This window comes from Phenylobacterium sp. P4_E10 (genome assembly GCF_056401675.1).
On record NZ_JBFUIW010000001.1, the window covers coordinates 151,642 to 166,735 of the forward strand.

Genomic DNA, 15,094 nt, shown 5'->3' on the forward strand with positions numbered 1-15,094 from the left:
GCACAGCGTAGCGCTCATCGGCCCCCGCTCCCGCGAGCAATCTGACGTCTTCGGCGCCGTCGATTGGATCGCGACCTACCCAACGGCGCAGGACAACTTGAGCGGCCCGCGGATCTGCGGGTCGACGAGGAGGGGGATGCGATGGTCGGACGCGGATGGTTCAGTTCTGGGCGAGGTCTGGTCATGAGCTGGCTTCCGGCGCGCCGCAGTCGCCGGCCGAGGTCACCGTCCTACCGACCGACAAGGCCAGAAAGCAGCTTACGACCTTGGCCACATAGGCCCTTGTCTCGGCGATCTGAGGAATCGCGCCCGTCGCGGCCACCCGCGAGGGCCCGGCGTTGAAGGCAGCCAAAGCAAGCCGAAGGTCTCCGAAACGGCGGACCTGGCGCGCGAGATATAGCGCCCCGCCAAGGAGGTTTTCTTCGGGGTCAAATCGATCAACCACGCCGAGTTCTCGGGCGGTCGCCGGCATCAGCTGGGTCAGGCCCGCCGCCCCGGCTGGCGAGATGGCGCCGGGCTGATAGCCGCTCTCCACCAGCACCAAGGCATGGAGAAGCTTCGGATCAAGTCCGTGTCGGCCAGCCGCCGCCTCGATGAGGTGGGCGTAGGGCTGCTGCGCCAAACCTGGGGCGGTGGTGAGGGCCTCTGCGCCAAGGTCGACAGGCGCCGCCGCGCCGACGTCCTGCCCGATGAGGAGGCCGCCGCCGGCGCGGCTCCAGTCCAGGCCCTGAGCTGGGCTGGCGATCACGCACCAGGTCAGGAGGATTTCGCGCAACCTCACCACGTCACAGGTCCCCAGAAGGAGCCTTGGAGGTCCGCCGAGCGGACCGGTCCAAAGTAGCGGCTATCGAAACTGTCAGCGGTGTCGCCCAGGAGGAAGACCTCGCCGGGCGCAAGGCGCTCGCAACCACGCCAACGCTGCAAGGCGCGGCCCTGGCGATCTTTGGCCCTAACCGGCGCGATTGCTCGGGGCGTGACGAGCGCACCCCCTACGGCGCAGACCATCTCGCCCTCAACCGCTGCGATCCGTTTTAAGAGCAGGGTGCTGGGCGGAAAACCGAGCTTTGTGAGATAGGCTCGTGCGCCGGCGGGCGCAGGCGCAGCAACGACCGAGCCGACATGCAGATCGGTTGGCGCACGCAGGTAGAGGCCTCGCGGCAGGCTTGGGCTCTCGTTGATGATGGCGAGTTTGACGCCGGACTGACTTGCTAGGCCGAGCGCGGCGAGAGCTAGCCAGCCTAGGCAGGCGATGGGCGAGGCGGGAAGGGTCATAGCGCCTCCACGACAAGATCGCGCGTCAGCAGCACCCGCACGGCCGTGCCAGGCTCGAGATAGATCGATGGAGAGACCTGCAGTTCGCGGTCGACCAGTTTGCCGCCAACCCGGGCGGCCTCGATCGCTGCGGCGTCGCCGACATCAAGGAAGAAGCTGGCCTCGCCATCGCCATCGCCATCGCCGCGCGCAGCCTGACCGATAGCGGTGATCGCGCCGGAGAACAGGGTGGCGAGGGACAGCTGACCGAGCCGTCGATCGACCTTGCCAATCACCCCGCTTGCGCCTTGCGCATCAATTCCGGGCTCACCGCCCAAGGAAAGGCTACGACCGTCTGGGAGGATGAGCCGATCCCAGGTGAGAAAGGCGCGCCGGTCGCCGTAGCGTGAGGCGCCGTCATGTCGCCCGATGAGCCGCGATCCCTGCGCGATCAGCAGATGGCGGCCGCTTACCGTGTCGAACACATCAGTGCTGACGATCGCGACGACGGGGCCTGGCCGCGATGTATCGACCGCAGTCTGAAGGCGCGCGGCGATGATCGAACCGGCCTTCAGGTCAAAAGCGGCGCGCGCGGCCGCGGCTTGAGCTGGGGGCGCGGCGACGGGTGGAAAAGTCTCCGGCGCAGGCGGCCTGATGCTCGCCGGGCGGGAGAGCGACCCGACGAGCAAGGGGGAGCGGCGGGCCTCGTCGCGGGCGAGATCGCCCTGGCTGCGCAACGGCGGACGGACGGGGCGGGGAGGCGGCGCTCGCGCATCGGTGCGTTCTCGCCCGAAGGCGCGGGGCTCCGGCAGCGTCGCGGCCAGGCGGTCGTAACTCGCCGGCTGGCTCGTCACCAGTTCGGTCGGGAGAACCTTCCCTGGCCCTGCTTCCTTGGGGATCTCCTCGGCCGCCTTGCGCTCGGCCGCGCGCAAATGCGGCGCAGCGATGAACGACCAGCCGAGCGCGCCGCCGATCAGGCTGGCGGCGCCAAGTACAAGGGCGAGCGCTGCGCCGCGACGCAGCCGCACGACCGGCGGACGAGGTGCGCGGGCGGCAAGCCCTTCGGACTGCGAAGGCGCGGGGTTCACGGCTGAGACTCCGGCAGTCGCGTGATGCGCACGACCTGTGGGTGCCTTGCGCCAAGCCGCAGTTCGGCGACCCCGATCACCCCATCGACGATCAGCAGCGGTCCCTTCTGGCGGTAATTGGCGAGCGCGCCTTGGCCGTCCTGATCGATGAGGCTCAGGACCGGAACCTCCGTGGCGGCGATCTGCGGCGGCAGAGCAATGTAGGTTCGCCGTCCATCCGTCATGACGGTGCTCGGGGTCCAGGCTGGCCGGCGCCCGCGCGGCGCGATCTCAAAGCGGGTGGCGAGCATCTCCGGCTCGGGTAGGGCCTGAGGCGCGGGCGTAGGCGGAGCCGCAGGAGGTGCGGCGGGCGGGGGCGGCAGCGTCCAGCTGACGATGGCGTTGAAAGTCTCTCCGCTGCGTAGGAGGAGCAGGTAGACGCGGCGGTCGGTCGTGATGACGAGGTTGGTCGCGAGTCCGCGCTCGAAGGGCTTGATGAGGACATGGGCCTGGGCCTGCGCGCCGGCTCCGGATGTCGCCTGCGCGATCTGCCAGCGCACGCTGTCGCCGGCCGCCAGCGAGATGATCTCTTCGCCGGCGCCAAGGGCGATCGTCGTCACCCTCAAGGGCGCAGTCCAGACTTCGTAGAGACGGCCCTTGGCGAAGTGGAAGACCTGCTCTGCGCCAACCAGGTGGTCGAGGGGGGATGGGGCAAGCGCCAGCTTCTGGGATTTGGCTACGGCGGCGGGGCCTTGGGGCAGGTCGTCAGTCAAGGCCCTCGGCCCTGCGCTCGCCCGCGCCGGGCCTGCAAGGATCACCGCGGCCAGGATCAGGCTGCATCGAGCGTCCATGACACATCCTCGATCTTTACGCCCAGGGGGTTCTTGAGCAGCTCGGCCTCAGTGCGCGGCGGCTCGATCTTGACGGTGATGAGCGCGCGCCAGCGCTCGGTCCCGACCAGCTGGCCGTTGAGGTAGCGCTTTTCGCGCCATTGCAGGTCGAAGGTCCGGGGGCTGCGCCCCACCACATTGAGCACCTCGACGTGCACGGCCTCGCGCCCCACCCCTTCAAAAGGGTCATGGGTCTTGGCCCAACTACTGAGGAAGCCTGCGCCTTTGGGCGTCATCAAATCGTAGGCGCGCAGCCACGCGCCGCGCAGGACGATGGGGTCGACGGGTTTGGAGCGCACGTCCCGCACCCAGCCGGCTAGGGCGTGGCCGATCTGGGCCTGGGTCGGGTCATAGCGCCCGCCCAGGGCCGTGATCTTGGGCGGCGCGCCGTACTCCGAAACCTCGACGATAAACGGCTGCACCAATGCGCGGTCGGCCTGGCGCCACCAGCCTGCCCCAAGGAAGGCGGCGAGCGCCAGGTTGGCGATCGCCAGGCGCCTCCAGTTGCGGGCGTGGGCCAGAGCAAGACCGGACCGTTCATCCCAGATCTGTCCGGCGCGCTGATAGGGGGTCTCGTGCGGCGCGGCCGTGAGGGCTCGCTTGGGTCGAAAGAAGGGGTGCATGGCCTTATGGCTCCTTCGGTTTCAGTTGCGGGCTGAGCGTCCCGCTCGACTCCTGACCAGGCAGCAGAGAGCGGGCGGCGTTAGCGGCGAAGAAGGCCTGAAGCGCGCCGGCGCGGGCGCCGCGCTTTTCAGGCTTGCCGCCGCCGTCCACGGCCTTGTGGAAATCGGCCTGCGCCGTGGCGCTTTCGCGCGCGATTGTCCGCTCGCTGCGGGGAGGGGCAGCAGGAGCAGGAGCAGGAGCAGGAGCAGGAGCAGGAGCAGGAGCAGGAGCAGGCGGCGGCGCTCCACCGGTTGATCCGGAAGTGGGCGGCGATGGCGCTGGTCCGGAGGAGGGAGGAGCCCCTGGCGGGGGCGCCGGCCGATGGCTGGAAAGGTTTGCGCCGGAGCCAGCGCGGTAGCCTTGGGAGATGGCCTTGCCCACGCCCGACACGCCCCCTGCGATGAGCGCGCCGGCGCCCCCTACAGCCAAGGCGCCATTCACGGCGGCCCCAGCGCCAAGAGAGGGTCCGCCGGTCACCAGGGCGGCGGCCAGGCTCGGGATGAAGATGGCCAACATGGCCAACAGCAGGGAGGCGGCGAGTATCGCCAGGGCCTCATAAAGATCCGGATTCTCCGACGGCTGCAGTTGATCAAAGACCGTGCGCGCCAGGGAGATGACGATGGCCAGCGCCAGCACCTTGAGACCTGCGGCGACCACATAGCCAAGCGGCCGTTCAGCCAGGAAGGCCGACTTCGACCAAATCCCGAAGGGCAGCAGGACAAAACCGCCAAGCGTGACGATCTTGAACTCAAGCAAGGTGACGATGATCTGCAGGGCAAGCACCGCAAAGGCGAGCATCACCCCGATCATCGATAGGCCAAGGATCAATGCGTCGGTGAGGTTGCCCGCGATATCCACGGGGCTGCGGGTGGGCGCTGGGGTCTCGCCGAGGGCCTTGACGATCTCCCAGCCAGCCTCGAGCACCGCGCCCGGGTTGAGGAATTCACTGCGGCTGAGCGATCCGCCGCCGGCCGCTAGGCCAAGGTCGATGAACCCGGCCTGGAATGTCTCAGACAAGGCCTGCCAGTCATTGATGAGGTAAGCGAAGGCGCCGACCAGCAGCACCTTGCCAAAGGCTCCGGCCAGAAGGTCGCGGCCAGGAGACAGCGCCCACTGGATGCCGGTGAGCGCCACCACCAGCGCGATCATCAAGCCGAAGATCCCGTTGACCGGCGCCTGCAGCGCGGAAAACCCGTCGCTCACCGCGCCGGAGAAGGTAGCCATCAGGTCGTTTGCGCTCTCCATCCCGGCCATGGCCTGCGCCTTACGGCCGAGCGTTGGGGAAGGGATCGAAGGACGGCGCGGCGATCTGGCCGGCGCTGTGGCCATAGTACTGGCGCCGCGCTTCCTCGCCGGCGGCCCGATCGGCCGCGCGTTGCGCTGCGTCCTGCGCCATCAGCCGCGACTGGGCGAGCAGCACTGTGCGCATGGAGCCAAGGTCTTCGGCCAGGACGCCGAGCATCTGGGTGCTGGACTGAATGGCCGCAGTCTGGCCGCTGGCGGCCTGGCTGGCGCTGAGAGCGCCTTGCAAACGCCCGCTGCGGCCCTGGCTCAATCTTTCCAGCTCTGCAGCCGTGGCGGCAAGGTCCAGGGCGCTGGCGCGCGCCGTCGCTGTTCTTGCGCTCGCCTGGGCGAGGGCATCCTCGGGATCCAGGCCCTCGACCAGCGCTGGGTAGAGATCTTCAAACTGGCTTTCCAGGGCGCCGATGTCAGAGGCGATCCCGCGAACGCTCTTGGCCAGATCGGCCATGTCCTTGAGCGTCTGCGAAGCCTCGATCAGGTGGCTGTAGGGAGACGCCGCCAGCTCGCGCGCCTGGTTGATCAACATCTGCGCCTCATTGGTGAGGCTTTGCAGCTGATGGGCCGTCTGCAGGGCGTTTTCGATGTGGTTGGCCGGGTCGAAGACGGTGAGCTGCGCGCTGGCCGGGCCGGCCGCCGCCAGCGCGATCAGCGCCAGTGCGAGGGCGGTCTTGCGCCGCCTAGGATGCGAAGGCGTCGAAGAGATCATCGACATTCTGGTGTCCCTTGGCTTTGAGAAATTCGCGGGCGAAGTCGCCCGGCGCGGCGTGAGCCAGCACCTGGTCGATCAGGGCCTGGTCCTGCGGGCTGGAAGCGCCGCAGATGCTGAGCGCCGCGCCGGTGAGCTTCAGGTCGAAGAGCCGCCGCCCCTGGGGCTGGCGCCAGTAGTAGGAGCGCTTGGGGGGTGCAAAGGCGATCAGCTCCAGTTGCCGCTCGTTCAGGCCAAAAGCGCTGTAGAGCTCGGAGCTCGCCGGCTCGAGGGCGCGAGGATTGGGCAGGAAGATCTGCGTCGGGCAGCTTTCGATCAGGCTGGCGGCGATGGGGGAGCGGGCGACGTCATCGAGGCTCTGGGTGGCGAAGATGACCGCTACCCGCTTCTTGCGCAGGGTCTTCAGCCACTCTCGGATCTTGGCGGCGAAACGCGGCTGGTCGAGGAAGAGCCAGGCTTCGTCGAGGACCAGCAGGACCGGGCGGCCATCGAAGTCGCGCTCAAGCAGATGGAAGAGGGCGGTCAGCGTGGGCGCCAGCGCGCCGCGCGAGCCCATCAGATTCTCAAGCTCGAAAGTGTCGAACGCCCCGGGCGCCAGGGCCTCTCGGTCGCCGTCGAGGAGCGCGCCATAGGGCCCTGCAAGCGTGAACGGGGCGAGCGCTGAACTCAGCTCCCGGTCCTGAGCCAGGGCGCAGAAGACGCTGATGGTTCTCTGCTGCGGCGGCGCCTGACAAAGCGCGCAGAGCGCTGTCCAGATCACCTCCCGGCGGCCCGGCGATAGTTCGAGGCCGGTAGATATCGCCAGGTCCTCAAGCCATTCGGCCGCCCACGCGCGCTCAGCTTCCTCATCGATGCGTGCAAGCGGCTGCAAGGGCGCAACCGCCCCTGGCTCGAGCGCGCGCCAGATCCCTCCCGCCGCCAGGGTCGCAGCACGCGCCGAGCGTCCCTTGTCGAAGAAGACGACCCGTCCGCGCTCATAGCGCCCCCACTGCAGCGCCAGGAACGCCAGCAGGGCGCTTTTGCCTGATCCGGTGGGACCAACGACCATGGCGTGGCCGACATCGCCGACATGGACGACAAGGCGGAAGGGCGTTGCGCCGGCAGTGCGGGCGGTAGCGAGCGGCGGGGCGTTCAGAGCCTCGTCGGCCGGGGGACCTGCCCAGACCGCCGAGACTGGGAGCAGGTCGGCGAGATTGAGGGTTGAGACCAGGGGGCGGCGGACATCCGCATAGGGCTCGCCCGGCAGGGATCCCAGCCAGGCCTCGACAGCGTTGAAGTCCTCCTCGCGCGCCACCAGGCCGCGCGCATTGAGGGCGGCCTCCACCTGGCGGGCCTTGGCGGCGGCCATGCCCGGATCTGGGTCAGTGAGCGTCACGGTCATAGTCAGGTAGCCGAAGGCGCAGGTCTCGGCGCCGAGCGCCTCGAGAGCGCCGTCACATTCGCTGGTCTTGGCCGCCGCGTCGGTGTCCAGCAGGGGAACTTCTTCGCGGGTGATGGCTTCGCGCAGCAGCGTTCCCACGCCCTTGCGCTTGGCGAACCAGCGCTTGCGAATGCGGGCGATCTCGAGTTCCGCCTCATCTTTGGAGAGCGCGATCCAGCGCGAACACCAGCGATACTCGAAGGAAAGGTCGCCAAGCGCATCGAGCAGGCCAGGGCGCGTGGCCGCCGGCAGCCCGCGCACGGAGATGACCTTCAGCGTCTGGCCGCCAAGCCGCGGCGCCAGGCCGCCGCTAAGGTGGTTGTCGGCAAGCAGGGCGTCGAGAAATATCGGCGCCTGCGGCGGAGCGATCGGCAGGTTCGATGTCGAGACGCAGGCATGCAGCCAGGTCAAGAGTGCGCCATCGTCCAGGCCTTGCGCATGGGGGAGCGCTTCAGAGAGAAGATCAATAATACCCGAGGCTTCACGCGAAAAGCTCTCAAGACTGGCACGCCAGTCGCGGCCCATTCGCGAGACGCCGTCCAGCAGCCAGCGCTCGAGAACGGCTGTCTCCTCCCGCGGCGGCAGCCAGGTCAGAGCGCCCAGATAGTCGGTCTCGAACGCCGGTTCGGCGGCGTCGAATACGTGCCGTCGCTCTTCATCGAGGAGCTGGCCGAGCGTGCTTTTGAACCTGCCGGTTTCATAAGGGTCGGCGCGGCGGCGGCGCGCTTCGATGTGCAGGCACCAGCCGGTGGAGAGCCGGCGAAGGGCGTTGTTGAGGCGCGCGCGCACCGCCATGAGTTCGTGTTCGGTGGAGGACTGCAGGTCCGGGCCGCGGAAGCAAAAGCCCGTCGTGAAGGAGCCGTCCTTGTTCAGGATCACGCCGGGCGCGACCAGCGCCGCCCAAGGCAGGTGGTCGGCGAGGGCGGCGGGCCGGCGGCCATATTCCTCAAGGAAACGCATTGCCCGGCCTCACGCGTCCAGATGCGCCGGAAGCGCAAGGTGGCGGCGGGCGATCTCAAAGAAGCGCGGATCGCGGCGCGCGGCGTAGACGCCAAGCGCATGGGAGAGCGCCCACCAGAGGAGGCCGAGCCACCAGATGCGAAGGGCCAGGCCCAGCACCAGCGCCAGCGTGCCCATGAGCACGGCGTAGTCACGCGGCGCGCCCGCCAGCAGCACCGGCTCGGCCAGGGCCTGTGCGAGCGGAAGTTCGAAGCCTTCAGGACGCGCTTGCATCAGCCGATCTCGACGCCGCCGGAGAAGCCGAAGAAGTCGAGGAAGAAGGTCGAGGCGGCGAAGGCGATGGAAATCCCAAAGAGGATGCCGACGCCCCGCCGCATGCCAGAGCCGCTCTCGCTCATGGCTACGCCCGCCCCGAAGATCACTACGGCCACGACAGCGGCGGCCTGGGCTACCGGCCCGGTGATGGAGTCGACGACCTGTTGCAGGGGCCCTTCCCAGGGCATCTGAGTCCCGGCCGCCAGGGCCGGCCGCGCCAGCGCCAGGCCGCAGGTCGCCAACGCGGCGCCAAGGCCGCGCAAAACCGATTTGCGCATGTGTGTGAGTTCCTTCGCTGAGCGCCGCAAACGAGGCGGCGACGACTCAAGGCAAGCGCCAGGTGGTCGTTAAGTCAATCAAAAAATATCAACAAAAACAGTGACTTGTTGGCAAGTTTTCCGGGACTTTTCCGTGACTTATGCGCGATCTGGACAAGCGTCGCGGTCAAGCCGGCTAGAACCCGCGATTTCGCGCCGCGTCCTGGCTCGTTAGTTCATATAATTCAAGGGGTAGTGAGCGAGCGGGGGCAATCGAAAGCAGCGTTTCCCAAACCCAAGCGGTGCTTTGAGCGCGCTATGGCTGCTCGGTTGCTGGGGCGGCTGGCGCCAAATCGAGCCGGAGCGCCTTGCCGATCCGCTCAGCGTCAGGTTCGTGCACGCCCGCCGCGCTTGCATAGACGGGCCACTGGCGGACGCGGTCGGCGATTTCGCTGGCGACCGCGATGCTCTTGCGGCGCTTGAAGCCGCAGAAGGCGCCGAACTCGACAAGGTCCTCGAGGCTAAACCCGTCACGCTTGCCGTTGAAGGTCATCTGGTGAGCGCTCGTCCAGGGCCCTGACGGGTTGTAGGCGTAAGCGACATCGAAGGCCGGCGAGAGGCTCCAGTGGCCCGCGCGGTCCATCAGGAAAGCGATGTTCTTGACGTGGTCGTCCTGGTTTCGAATGAAGAGGTTGAAGAGCGCGCGCCGGAACTGCTGGTCCACGGCCTGCGCCCCCAGGCCCAGCCTTCGAATTGTCTCCACCGCTTGTTCGTAGCTGTAGGCGCCGGCGGCGTTGAAGTCGAAATGTCGAAGGGCGGCGAGCGACTGCATATGCAGCTTTGCGCCGCTTTCGGTGCGGTCGAAGCGCTTCGTCATAAAATGGCTGCGGCCGCCTTCGCGGTGCAGGCGGCACTCGGACATCTCGATGCCAGCGTCGAGCGCCATCTTGTAGAACGCGTACTCGATCAAGCCAAAGCCCTGGGGATCGGCCAGCTCCTTGTCGCGGTTATTGCTCACCCCGTCGAACTTCATGAGCCAATAGGTGAAGCCCTGCGCGATCGGCGCCTGGCCCGATCGGAACTCGCCCGTCCTCTCGTTCCAGGCCAGGACGGCCTTGGCGCGCGCGCCGCCGGCGGACGTGCCCACGCGGAGGATCTCTTCGAGGGTGTCGTGGTCGTCGGCCCCCCCCAGCACGCCCCGAAGGTCGGTTCGCTGGTTTAGAACTTGATTGGCGAGTTCGACCAGAGCCTCGATCTGAAGGCGTCGTGACCGGTCTGCCCCGTTGAGCAGGGTCGGGTGGAACTCAAGGGCCCCCATCCCCCTGGTCCCGATGTAGCAAAGCCGCTCGACGGGATTGAAGGTGGCTGCATCGCGACCTTGGCGCACCAGCCAGGCATCGATCAGGGCGTTGCCGTATTTGTCGGGAAGCGAGTCGGCCAGCAGCCCCGGCAACCCCTTGAACGCTGCCCGCGGAAGGGTCGGAAAGTCATAGGGGGCCAGTTGCGGCGGCATGGTCAGCGGTGCGACCAGGATGCCGCTTTCCACGAACTCGGGGGTGTATTGGAACACCGCGTAGTCGCGATCCTTGGGCCAGGTTACGGCGGCGATGTCCCGTCCCCAGAGGCGGATGACAGCGTCGGTCACGCCTCGTCACCCCATTTCCAGGGCGCGGCTGGCTTGGGCTGAGCTGGGCGCGCGCGTTTGCGTTCAGCCCGGGCGGCCATCCGGACCCGATCAACGGGGCGCACGTCGGCCGGCGGAGTCAGCGCTTCCAGTCGCTCTCCAAGATCCAAGGCCTCCAACACCCTCATCAGCGTGTCGAGGGATACGTTCTGGCCGTCCTCAAGGCGGCGAAGCGTGTTGAGGGATACTGCCGCGTCCTGCGCCAACTGGCGCTGGGTCAGGTTACGGTTGAGCCGATAGGCGGCGAGCCGGGCTCCCAGCTGGGCGGCCTGTGTCTGCAGCTTGGCTTCTGAAATCGACATGTAAGAGCCCACCTATGGGTGCTTATACGGCATATGTCTTATAAGCGCTCATATAGTGGCTTTTAAGGGCCAATCAATCGTGAACGGCTTGAAGTGCATTTAAAGTGCAACATATTGACGGTTATAGCGAAAACGCACCATAAAAACCCATATATTGGCTTTAACAATTCGATGGAATTCACACCCATGGAAGGCTTCTAAGCCAGTTTGACCGCGCCGTGACCGCGACCTGTCTTCGACACGGCGAGGATTTCCTCAACTCTGCGGCCTTGCCGGGTTCGCGCGATATGAACGATGCGGTCGATGGCCCCGGTCACGAGCGAGTTCGCGGGCGCAGCGAGGACCTCGCCGAGCAGGTCCTCCATCCGGGCGATCGCCTCGTGGGCTGAGTTGGCGTGCAGAGTCGCAAGGCCGCCGGGATGGCCGGTGTTCCAGGCCTTGAGCGCCTCGAGAGCCGCAGCGCCATCACGCAGTTCGCCGACGACGATGCGGTCGGGCCGTAGGCGCAATGCATCGCGCACCAGGTCGCCGATCGTGACCGGATGGGGTGGGCGTCGGGTCAGCAGGGCAAGGACATCCCATGACGAACACTGCAGCTCCGGAACGTCCTCGATCAGGATGATCCGATCCTGCGCATAGGCCGGTTCAGCCAGGATCGCGTTGGCGAGCGTGGTCTTGCCAGATCCGGCCCCGCCGCTGATCAGGATGTTGCAGCGCTGGCTGGCGGCTTCGCGCAGGACCGCCGCCTGGGCCGGCGTGATCGAGCCTTCCGCCAGATAATGGTCCAGTCCGAAGATCAGGGCGGGGCGCTTACGAATGGCGTAGGCCGGCTGGCGGCAGACTGGTGCGAGCACGCCTTGAAAACGCTCGCCCGTCGGCAGCGCGCCGCTAAGGCGCGGGGCGTGCGGGCCAACGCTCTCGCCGACATGGTCGCCGATGAGGCGAACGGTGCGCTCCCGAGCCTCGGCGGAAATGACCTCTCCGGTGTCGCAGCGACCTTCGCCGACGATGTCCAGGATCAACCTTCCATCTGGATTGACCAGGATCTCAACGACGCAAGGATCGACGAGGGCGGCCAGCACCCTTTCACCCAGTGCATGGCGCAGGGCCTCAAGCTTGCGCTCAAGGACGATCGGGTGGGCCTGCACTAGGGCGCCGCCGACTGAGACTGGGCCTCATCTCCCGCGCGGACCGAATAGGAGCCGCCGGCGACAATGCGCGCAAGAGTCGCCTCAAGCAGACGCTCGATGCGCCGTTCAACAGCTGCCCTAACCGTCGGATCATTGTCGATGGCCGCATCGGGCAAGCGCAGGAAGAAGGCCCGCGCGAGCTCGACCAGCAGCTCTTGAATGATCACAACGTCGCGGGCGGTGGAGCGCATGTGATCGCGCAAGGAGCGTTCAAGCTGCAGGAGGCGGTCGTCGGCGTCCGGCATGGCGCTGCGATTAAGTCCCCTGGCGATCGCCCGCCCTGCGGCCTGGCTGAGTGGCAGCCTGCCTTGGCGGGCTTCTCGATTAAGCGCCGAGAACAGCTTCGGATCGGTGAGATAGACCTGGACGCGTGCGGTGCGAGGCTCAATCCTTGCCACTTCCCATTCCTTTCAGGTGATCGAGGGCCGCTTCCTGGGCCGCATAGTCCCGCGCCAGATGGTCAAATACTTCGGCGACCCTCGCGACGGTGCGCTTGTCGGCAATCGCAGCTTCGGCTTCTTTGAAGAGCGGCAGGTTTTGCGCGGCCGATAAGCCGACGGCGCGCCGTCCAAGCCAGGGATGGGGACGCCTTGGCGGGACGTCGGGGGCGCTGTCCCCCTGATCAGGCGCAGGCTGCTGGGAGCGCTGCTTGAAGGGTTGGCGCTGATCATAGCGGAGCTTGCGCGCCAGGATCGGTCTGGCGCCTGGCGTGAAGATGATCTGATCCCTGTCTGGGAGTGAGCCGATTTCGCCAGGCGCAAGCCGTGCGCGCTCGACCTGCGCGATGCTGATCGTGCGCCGCCCTGCGTCGGGGAACTGCGGGCTGCTCTGGCTGACCTGGCCGCGCAGGTCGGTTCCAGACAGGCGGCTCACCTTTTCCTGCGTCAGGGGATCGAGTGCGGAGAAGGCGCAGAACGTGTGGCAGTTATCCAGGATCGAGTTGTTGGGGCCATAGGTCTCGACGATGTCGTTCAGGCTTTGGGCGACGAACATGGCCTTGAGGCCATAGCCGCTCATCAGGCGCAGGCTCTTTTCGAAGAACTCCAACCGGCCCAGCAGTGGAAACTCGTCCATCACCAGCAGCAGGCGATGGCGCTTGGCCCGGCCAAGGGCGTCGGCGTCGGGTTTCGTCGTCAGAGCCTGCGTCGCTGTATGGAAGATAAGGCGGACCAGCGGGCGAAGGGCGGCTGCATCGGCCGGGGCCAGCTGGACGTAGAGCGAGACCGCCCGATCGGCGCACATGAGGTCCGATAGCGAAAAGTCGGAGGCGCCAAGCGCGCGGTCGACGTCTGTCCCCGCCAGCCATTTCAGATAGGAGCGCGCGGTACCCTGGACCGAAGTGCGGAAGCGATCGTGCATGGCGACGTAACCCTTCACTGCGATGGCGATGAAGGGATGGCAGCAGGGCTCGCCGTCCGTGCCCTTAAGGTGCCCGGTGCGCAGCATGCGTTCGGCGCTGGCGTCGAGATCGGCCAGCATCCCGCGCACGGTGATCAGGGTCTTGGCGCCGTCTTCGCTCACATAGAGGACGTGCAGGACGACGGCCTCGAGGATTTCGCAGGCGGCCTTGTCCCAGATCGCCTCGTCGTCTCGAACGCCGCCAGGATCAGAGAGGATGGCCACAAGGCGCTGGACCTGGGCGATCTCGCCTTCGCCTGGCGCGATCTCGGCGAGCGGGTTCCAGCGCGCCGTGCCCGCTGAGCGCGGATCGAAGAAGAAGGTGTGCGACAGCCGTGCACGAAATCCTGAGGTCAGCGACCAAAGCTCGCCCTTGGGATCGTGGACCAGGACGCTTTGTCGCCAACTCAGCAGCGTCGGCACAACATGGCCGCGACCCTTGCCCGAGCGCGTGCCGCCGGTAACCAGACTGGGACGCATGTCCTGGGTCGCTAGGAGCCTTCCCCTCAGTTCGCCCAGGATGCAGCCATCGAGATGGCGCAGGCCTGAGCGACGTGCTTCACGAAGGCCGCCCCAGCTGGCGGGCCGTCGCGCGTGGGGAGTCTCCATCGCAAAACCCAGGCCAAGGCCCGCCGCGCCGCCCAGCACCACCAGCCAGGCGCTCGCGCGCCAGACCTTGGGGTGCTCATGTTCGATCAGACCTCGCCAGGCGAGCGCCGCCCAAGGCGGGTAGAGCCGAGCTTCGCCGCCCACGGGAAGGCCCGGCCCCAAGCCCGCAGACCAGTCGAAGGACCAGCCGATGAACTGGCTGGCGCCCTGAAGCCCAGCCACGAGCCCCGCGGCGGCGCAGGTCAGCCGAAGCGCTGCGCTCATGACCACACGTTCCTTGCCCTCGACATGGCGTGTCCCACCCAGGTTTCTCAACCCATGGTAAGAATGTCGGGGAGAGGTCGCTTGATCGGCGACCCCTCAAGTCTTGGGGGCGGCCTTTGAGCGACCTCAAGGAGAGAGCAGGCCCAGGCCAATGGCCCGGGAGACCGCCTGAATACGGGTGCTGACGCCCAGCCGCGTACAGGCTTTGCGGATGTAGTCGTCGACCGTGTGCTGAGATATGCCCAGGATCGCGCCGATGGCGTAGGAGCTCTTGCCGGCCTGTACCCACCTCAGGCACTCCACCTGGCGCGGTGCGAGCATGGGGTCTAGGTCGCCATCGGCCCCAGGCCCGGCGAGCGCTCCAATACGGGCCAGTTCGAAGGCGCTGACGAGACTGGCCGCAGTCAGCCCTGCCAGGCCGGCGGGAAGGCCAGCGTCGATCTCCTCCAGGGCGGACAGCGCGATAGCGGCGGCCTTGTTATCGGCGCAGGCCAGCGCAATGCCCGGATCGCCCAGGTGGCGGCAGAGCAGCAAGGCGACCACGTCGCTGTCGGTGGCGCTCGAGAACGCGGCGAGCCGATCGTAGGTCATCGGTCCGCGTCCGCTTTCGAAGTTCTCGTAGGTCCGGAGCGTCATACCCATCGCGCGTGCGATATCGCGCCGGCGCAGTCCGCGGCGAAGGCGGATCTGCTCCAAAGCGCTCGATAGGATTTCGCGTTCGCCAAGGCCTCTGCCCATGCGTTCGCAACCTCCGGCTGTCGACTCCCCATCGATAGCCGATTTCGCCAAGACGCGCGCCCCTGCAATTGCGTGGGG

General features: G+C 67.1%; 16 protein-coding genes. All 16 read right to left on the bottom strand.

Annotated features, from left to right (window positions below; genetic code table 11):
* Nucleotides 1-181: 181 nt before the first annotated feature.
* A complete protein-coding gene (locus tag AC1DQJ_RS00760) occupies nt 182-781 on the bottom strand; it encodes a lytic transglycosylase domain-containing protein (RefSeq protein WP_477599285.1) in 600 nt (199 codons plus the stop codon).
* Entirely contained in the window at nt 778-1,272 is a 495-nt protein-coding gene (locus tag AC1DQJ_RS00765; protein ID WP_477599287.1) for a S26 family signal peptidase, read from the bottom strand. Before AC1DQJ_RS00765 ends, AC1DQJ_RS00760 begins: the two co-directional genes overlap by 4 nt.
* Complete coding sequence (locus AC1DQJ_RS00770; protein ID WP_477599289.1) at nt 1,269-2,183, bottom strand: TraB/TrbI/VirB10 family type IV secretion system protein; 915 nt, start codon at nt 2,181-2,183, stop codon at nt 1,269-1,271. Before AC1DQJ_RS00770 ends, AC1DQJ_RS00765 begins: the two co-directional genes overlap by 4 nt.
* 152 nt (nt 2,184-2,335) lie before the next feature.
* Nucleotides 2,336-3,169 carry a TrbG/VirB9 family P-type conjugative transfer protein gene (locus tag AC1DQJ_RS00775; protein WP_477599291.1) on the bottom strand — a complete coding sequence of 278 codons (834 nt, stop codon included), beginning with the start codon at nt 3,167-3,169 and terminating at the stop codon, nt 2,336-2,338.
* The gene (gene trbF / locus AC1DQJ_RS00780) at nt 3,148-3,831 is read right to left on the bottom strand and encodes a conjugal transfer protein TrbF (RefSeq protein WP_477599293.1); all 684 of its coding nucleotides are present in this window, start codon (nt 3,829-3,831) and stop codon (nt 3,148-3,150) included. The genes AC1DQJ_RS00775 and trbF overlap by 22 nt, the downstream gene beginning before the upstream one ends.
* A 4-nt stretch (nt 3,832-3,835) precedes the next feature.
* Entirely contained in the window at nt 3,836-5,125 is a 1,290-nt protein-coding gene (trbL, locus tag AC1DQJ_RS00785) for a P-type conjugative transfer protein TrbL (RefSeq protein WP_477599295.1), read from the bottom strand.
* A gap of 10 nt (nt 5,126-5,135) precedes the next feature.
* On the bottom strand, nt 5,136-5,885 hold the full coding sequence (locus AC1DQJ_RS00790) for a conjugal transfer protein TrbJ (protein WP_477599297.1): 750 nt from the start codon (nt 5,883-5,885) through the stop codon (nt 5,136-5,138).
* The gene (gene trbE / locus AC1DQJ_RS00795; RefSeq protein WP_477599299.1) at nt 5,851-8,259 is read right to left on the bottom strand and encodes a conjugal transfer protein TrbE; all 2,409 of its coding nucleotides are present in this window, start codon (nt 8,257-8,259) and stop codon (nt 5,851-5,853) included. The genes AC1DQJ_RS00790 and trbE overlap by 35 nt, the downstream gene beginning before the upstream one ends.
* A gap of 9 nt (nt 8,260-8,268) precedes the next feature.
* Nucleotides 8,269-8,532, bottom strand: coding sequence for a VirB3 family type IV secretion system protein (locus AC1DQJ_RS00800; RefSeq protein WP_477599301.1), 264 nt, complete (start codon nt 8,530-8,532; stop codon nt 8,269-8,271).
* The gene (locus AC1DQJ_RS00805; RefSeq protein WP_477599302.1) at nt 8,532-8,852 is read right to left on the bottom strand and encodes a TrbC/VirB2 family type IV secretion system protein; all 321 of its coding nucleotides are present in this window, start codon (nt 8,850-8,852) and stop codon (nt 8,532-8,534) included. Before AC1DQJ_RS00805 ends, AC1DQJ_RS00800 begins: the two co-directional genes overlap by 1 nt.
* Before the next feature lie 295 nt (nt 8,853-9,147).
* The gene (locus AC1DQJ_RS00810; protein WP_477599304.1) at nt 9,148-10,476 is read right to left on the bottom strand and encodes a type II toxin-antitoxin system HipA family toxin; all 1,329 of its coding nucleotides are present in this window, start codon (nt 10,474-10,476) and stop codon (nt 9,148-9,150) included.
* Nucleotides 10,473-10,817 (bottom strand): helix-turn-helix domain-containing protein, encoded by a 345-nt coding sequence (locus tag AC1DQJ_RS00815; RefSeq protein ID WP_477599306.1) that lies wholly within the window; start codon nt 10,815-10,817, stop codon nt 10,473-10,475. The genes AC1DQJ_RS00810 and AC1DQJ_RS00815 overlap by 4 nt, the downstream gene beginning before the upstream one ends.
* Before the next feature lie 197 nt (nt 10,818-11,014).
* Complete coding sequence (trbB, locus tag AC1DQJ_RS00820) at nt 11,015-11,965, bottom strand: P-type conjugative transfer ATPase TrbB (RefSeq protein ID WP_477599307.1); 951 nt, start codon at nt 11,963-11,965, stop codon at nt 11,015-11,017.
* Nucleotides 11,965-12,252 carry a hypothetical protein gene (locus AC1DQJ_RS00825; RefSeq protein WP_477599309.1) on the bottom strand — a complete coding sequence of 96 codons (288 nt, stop codon included), beginning with the start codon at nt 12,250-12,252 and terminating at the stop codon, nt 11,965-11,967. The genes trbB and AC1DQJ_RS00825 overlap by 1 nt, the downstream gene beginning before the upstream one ends.
* Before the next feature lie 139 nt (nt 12,253-12,391).
* Complete coding sequence (locus AC1DQJ_RS00830; protein ID WP_477599310.1) at nt 12,392-14,278, bottom strand: type IV secretory system conjugative DNA transfer family protein; 1,887 nt, start codon at nt 14,276-14,278, stop codon at nt 12,392-12,394.
* A gap of 126 nt (nt 14,279-14,404) precedes the next feature.
* Nucleotides 14,405-15,016 (bottom strand): helix-turn-helix transcriptional regulator, encoded by a 612-nt coding sequence (locus tag AC1DQJ_RS00835; RefSeq protein ID WP_477599312.1) that lies wholly within the window; start codon nt 15,014-15,016, stop codon nt 14,405-14,407.
* Between the last annotated feature and the right edge of the window lie 78 nt (nt 15,017-15,094).

Excerpts from the sequence above, each read along its gene's own strand:
- AC1DQJ_RS00835 (WP_477599312.1), bottom strand. The coding sequence starts at position 15,016 with ATGGGCAGAGGCCTTGGCGAACGCGAAATCCTATCGAGCGCTTTGGAG.
- AC1DQJ_RS00790 (WP_477599297.1), bottom strand. The coding sequence starts at position 5,885 with ATGTCGATGATCTCTTCGACGCCTTCGCATCCTAGGCGGCGCAAGACC.
- AC1DQJ_RS00775 (WP_477599291.1), bottom strand. The coding sequence starts at position 3,169 with ATGGACGCTCGATGCAGCCTGATCCTGGCCGCGGTGATCCTTGCAGGC.
- AC1DQJ_RS00825 (WP_477599309.1), bottom strand. The coding sequence starts at position 12,252 with ATGCCGGACGCCGACGACCGCCTCCTGCAGCTTGAACGCTCCTTGCGC.
- trbL (WP_477599295.1), bottom strand. The coding sequence starts at position 5,125 with ATGGCCGGGATGGAGAGCGCAAACGACCTGATGGCTACCTTCTCCGGC.
- AC1DQJ_RS00815 (WP_477599306.1), bottom strand. The coding sequence starts at position 10,817 with ATGTCGATTTCAGAAGCCAAGCTGCAGACACAGGCCGCCCAGCTGGGA.
- AC1DQJ_RS00765 (WP_477599287.1), bottom strand. The coding sequence starts at position 1,272 with ATGACCCTTCCCGCCTCGCCCATCGCCTGCCTAGGCTGGCTAGCTCTC.
- AC1DQJ_RS00805 (WP_477599302.1), bottom strand. The coding sequence starts at position 8,852 with ATGCGCAAATCGGTTTTGCGCGGCCTTGGCGCCGCGTTGGCGACCTGC.
- AC1DQJ_RS00800 (WP_477599301.1), bottom strand. The coding sequence starts at position 8,532 with ATGCAAGCGCGTCCTGAAGGCTTCGAACTTCCGCTCGCACAGGCCCTG.
- trbE (WP_477599299.1), bottom strand. The coding sequence starts at position 8,259 with ATGCGTTTCCTTGAGGAATATGGCCGCCGGCCCGCCGCCCTCGCCGAC.
- AC1DQJ_RS00830 (WP_477599310.1), bottom strand. The coding sequence starts at position 14,278 with ATGAGCGCAGCGCTTCGGCTGACCTGCGCCGCCGCGGGGCTCGTGGCT.
- trbF (WP_477599293.1), bottom strand. The coding sequence starts at position 3,831 with ATGCACCCCTTCTTTCGACCCAAGCGAGCCCTCACGGCCGCGCCGCAC.